Annotated in this window: 5 protein-coding genes and 1 pseudogene; 4 read left to right on the forward strand and 2 right to left on the reverse strand. The window is 70.0% G+C overall.

The annotated features are described in order from the left end of the window. From B9S61_RS14880 to B9S61_RS14895, 4 genes and pseudogenes are all read left to right on the forward strand, one after another. Positions 1 to 284: pseudogene (locus B9S61_RS14880) on the forward strand (DUF4118 domain-containing protein); the annotation flags it as partial. Positions 285 to 388: 104 nt separating this feature from the next. Beyond that, positions 389 to 1,069 carry a response regulator gene (locus B9S61_RS14885; RefSeq protein ID WP_103542687.1) on the forward strand — a complete coding sequence of 227 codons (681 nt, stop codon included), beginning with the start codon at positions 389 to 391 and terminating at the stop codon, positions 1,067 to 1,069. Between the two features lie 99 nt (positions 1,070 to 1,168). Then, positions 1,169 to 1,567 carry an OB-fold nucleic acid binding domain-containing protein gene (locus tag B9S61_RS14890; protein ID WP_103542688.1) on the forward strand — a complete coding sequence of 133 codons (399 nt, stop codon included), beginning with the start codon at positions 1,169 to 1,171 and terminating at the stop codon, positions 1,565 to 1,567. Between the two features lie 3 nt (positions 1,568 to 1,570). Beyond that, positions 1,571 to 2,335, forward strand: a complete 765-nt coding sequence (locus tag B9S61_RS14895; RefSeq protein ID WP_103542689.1) for a DUF3159 domain-containing protein — start codon at positions 1,571 to 1,573, stop codon at positions 2,333 to 2,335. A 141-nt stretch (positions 2,336 to 2,476) separates the two neighbouring features. Here B9S61_RS14895 and B9S61_RS14900 read toward each other — a convergent pair whose 3' ends face one another. Further along, on the reverse strand, positions 2,477 to 3,145 hold the full coding sequence (locus tag B9S61_RS14900; protein WP_024885580.1) for a TrkA family potassium uptake protein: 669 nt from the start codon (positions 3,143 to 3,145) through the stop codon (positions 2,477 to 2,479). Next, positions 3,145 to 3,816 carry a TrkA family potassium uptake protein gene (locus B9S61_RS14905; RefSeq protein WP_103542690.1) on the reverse strand — a complete coding sequence of 224 codons (672 nt, stop codon included), beginning with the start codon at positions 3,814 to 3,816 and terminating at the stop codon, positions 3,145 to 3,147. Before B9S61_RS14905 ends, B9S61_RS14900 begins: the two co-directional genes overlap by 1 nt. Positions 3,817 to 4,084: the final 268 nt, after the last annotated feature.

The raw sequence follows: 4,084 nt of genomic DNA on the forward strand, positions 1-4,084 counted from the left end.
ACAACATGCTGCTGTTCCTGACACTGACGGTGGCGACCGCCCTGCTCGGCGGGCTGCTGCCGGCCCTCGCCTCGGCGGCGGCCGGCTCCCTGCTGCTCAACTACTTCCACACCCCGCCCCTGTACACCTGGACCATCGCCAACCCGAAGAGCATCATCGCCATCGTGATCTTCATCGCGGTCGGTGCGTCGGTGGCGTCCGTGGTCGACCTCGCCGCCCGGCGCACCCACCAGGCGGCCCGGCTGCGCGCCGAGTCGGAGATCCTCTCCTTCCTCGCCGGCAACGCCTCACCCACGGAACGCGCAGAACGCACAGAACGCACAGAACGCGCAGAAACCCCTGACCCCGTAGATCCCGCGTCATCCGCAGAACCGGAAAGGCAGTCCTCATGACCCGTGTGCTGGTGGTCGACGACGACCCGGCCATCGTGCGCGCCCTCGTGATCAACCTCAAGGCCCGCTCCTACGAGGTCGATTCCGCGCAGGACGGCGCCACCGCCCTCCGCGCGGCCGCCGCGCACCATCCCGACGTGGTCGTCCTCGACCTGGGCCTGCCCGACATGGACGGCGTCGAGGTGATCGGGCGGCTGCGCGCCTGGACCCGCGTCCCGGTCCTGGTGCTCTCCGCGCGGCACGCCTCCGACGAGAAGGTCCAGGCCCTGGACGCGGGCGCCGACGACTACGTCACCAAGCCCTTCGGCATGGACGAACTGCTGGCCAGGCTGCGCGCCGCCGTACGCCGTGCGGAGCCCGCCGGTGACGGGGGAGACGCGGTGGTGGAGACCGCCGGGTTCACCGTCGACCTGGCCGCCAAGAAGGTCAACCGCGACGGCAGGGACGTACGGCTCACACCCACCGAATGGCATCTGCTGGAGGTGCTGGTGCGGGCCGGCGGCCGGCTGGTGGCGCAGAAGCAGCTGCTGCGGGAGGTGTGGGGCCCGTCGTACGGGACGGAGACCAACTACCTCCGCGTCTACATGGCGCAGCTGCGGCGGAAACTGGAGGCGGATCCGTCACATCCGCGGCACCTCATCACCGAGCCGGGGATGGGATACCGCTTCGAGAAGTGAAGGTCAGGCGCGTTCCGCTCCGGGCGCCCGGCGGTGGCCGGTTCGGACCGGGGAAGCAGGGGGTACGTAACCGTCAGTGCACCCCGGTACGCTTCAGATATGAGTGCTGTTCCTCGTTCCGAGAAGCCGGCAGGCCGGTTCCGGCGCATGCTCGACCGGCTCTCCTCGTCTCAGGAGGACCTGGAGTCCGAGGAGCTGCGTGAGGACGCCGAGACCGCCGGCTGTACGCGGATAGGCGAATGCCGTGACCGGCAGATCGTCACCGTTACTGGTACCTTGCGCACGGTCACGCTGCGGCCGCGCGCGGGAGTTCCGGCCCTCGAGGCCGAGCTGTTCGACGGCTCCGCCGCGCTGGACGTGGTGTGGCTCGGCCGGCGCTCCATCGTCGGGATCGAGCCAGGGCGCAAGCTGATCGCATCGGGCCGGATCTCCATGAGCCGGGGCCGCCGGGTGCTGTTCAATCCGAAATACGAACTGAGACCCCTCGGACGGGAGTAGCCGGTGACGTCGCTCGACAAGCCGACAACCGAAGACACATCCGCGGACGACGCCCGGGCGGTGACGGAGGCCGCCCTGTTCGAGGCGTTCGGCGGGGTGCGGGGCATGGTCGAGACGGTGCTGCCCGGGCTCCTCTTCGTCAGCATCTACACGATCAACAAGAACCTCCACATGTCGGCGATCGCGGCGCTCGCCGTGGCGCTGGTGATGGTCGTGGTCCGGCTGGTGCGCAAGGACACCGTCAAGCACGCCTTCAGCGGCGTCTTCGGCGTGGCCTTCGGTGTGGTCTTCGCGATGATGACCGGCAACGCCAAGGACTTCTATCTCCCCGGCATGCTCTACACGGTGGGCCTGGCGTTGGCGTACATCGTGACGTCGATGGCGGGCGTCCCGCTGATCGGTCTGATGCTGGGCCCTGTCTTCCGGGAGAACCTCTCCTGGCGCACCCGCAACCCCGGACGCAAGAAGGCCTATACCAAGGCCAGTTGGGCCTGGGGACTGATCCTGCTCGCCAAGAGCGCGATCCTGTTCCCGCTGTACTGGTGGGCGGACACGACCCAGCTGGGCTGGGTGCTGGTCGCGCTGAAGATCCCGCCGTTCCTGCTGGCCGTCTATCTGACCTGGGTGTTCCTGGCGAAGGCGCCGCCGCCGATCGATGTCTTCGCCGAGATGGAGGCGGAGGAACGCGAGGCGGAGGAGCGCAAGGCGGCCGCCGCGCAGGACGACGGCGGGGCGACCACGGCCGGCCGCCACCGCCGCGAGTCCTAGCCCGTACGAGAGGTCGCGGGTCCCCGGCCCGTACGAGAAGTGGGGGGCGCCCGAAGTTGTCCGGGCGCCCCCCACTGGTGTGTCTCCTCACCCACCGGCTTCCGCGACTCCGTGCGGGGCCCTGCGGGGTCGTACGGGGTTCTACGCCTGCTTGCGGACCGAGAGCAGGTCCTCGAGCTGCTCCTCGCGGGCCTGGGCGGCCACGAAGAGCAGCTCGTCGCCCGCCTCCAGGGAGTCCTCCCGCGTCGGCGTCAGCACGCGCGTGCCGCGGATGATGGTCACCAGCGAGGTGTCCTGCGGCCACTCGACGTCCCCGACCTGGGTGCCGGCCAGCGCCGACTCCTCCGGGAGGGTCAGTTCCACCAGGTTGGCGTCACCGTGGCTGAAGCGCAGCAGCCGGACCAGGTCGCCGACGCTGACCGCCTCCTCCACCAGGGCCGACATCAGCCGCGGGGTGGAGACGGCGACGTCCACGCCCCAGGACTCGTTGAACAGCCACTCGTTCTTCGGGTTGTTCACCCGGGCGACGACGCGCGGAACGCCGTACTCGGTCTTGGCGAGCAGTGAGACGACCAGGTTGACCTTGTCGTCGCCGGTCGCGGCGATGACGACGTTGCAGCGCTGGAGCGCCGCCTCGTCCAGGGACGTGATCTCGCAGGCGTCGGCCAGCAGCCACTCCGCCTGCGGCACCCGCTCGACCGAGATGGCGGTCGGGGCCTTGTCGATCAGCAGGACCTCGTGGCCGTTCTCCAGCAGCTCGCCCGCGATCGAGCGGCCGACGGCGCCGGCTCCGGCAATGGCGACCCTCATCAGTGACCGCCCTCCTCGGCGGGACCCTTGGCGAACGCCGCCTCGACCCGGTCGATCTCATCGGTGCGCATCATCACGTGCACCAGGTCCCCCTCCTGCAACACCGTCTGCGAACTGGGCAGGATCGCCTCGCCGAGCCGGGTCAGGAAGGCCACCCGTACGCCCGTCGCGTCCTGCAGTCTGCTGATCCGGTGCCCCACCCAGGCCGTCGAGGTGTGCACCTCGGCGAGCTGGACACCGCCGGTGGGATCGCGCCACAAGGGCTCGGCGCCCGAGGGGAGCAGCCGGCGCAGCATCTGGTCGGCCGTCCAGCGCACGGTCGCCACGGTCGGGATGCCCAGACGCTGGTACACCTCCGCGCGGCGGGGGTCGTAGATGCGGGCGGCGACGTTCTCGATGTCGAACATCTCCCGGGCCACCCGCGCGGCGATGATGTTGGAGTTGTCGCCGCTGGAGACGGCGGCGAAGGCACCCGCGTCCTCGATGCCGGCCTCACGCAGGGTGTCCTGGTCGAAGCCGATGCCGGTGACCCGGCGGCCGCCGAACGAGGAGCCCAGCCGGCGGAAGGCGGTGGGGTCACGGTCGATCACGGCGACCGTGTGACCCTGTTCCTCCATGGCCTGGGCCAAGGCGGAACCCACCCTTCCGCAGCCCATGATGACAATATGCATCGCGTCACCCCGCGCTTCCTGCAGGCCCTTCGACCTTCATGACCTTGCTGCTCATGTCTCTCTTTCGGCTCGCCAGGCAGGACATCGCGGCCGGAAAGCGGGCCGCCAGGCAACATCATGCCGGGGGACCGCGGTCCTGACGCCCTCCGGGGCCCGGCCGCCGCGTCCGTGTGCCGAGTCCAACGTATCCCCAGCACCCGGGAACACCCGGGGCCCGGGTGAGGGAGAGAGCGGACCGAGACCGGGCCGGAACCGGCAGCCCCGGCAG

It is taken from the genome of Streptomyces sp. SM1, assembly GCF_002910825.1.
GTDB classification, from domain to species: Bacteria; Actinomycetota; Actinomycetes; order Streptomycetales; family Streptomycetaceae; genus Streptomyces; species Streptomyces okerensis.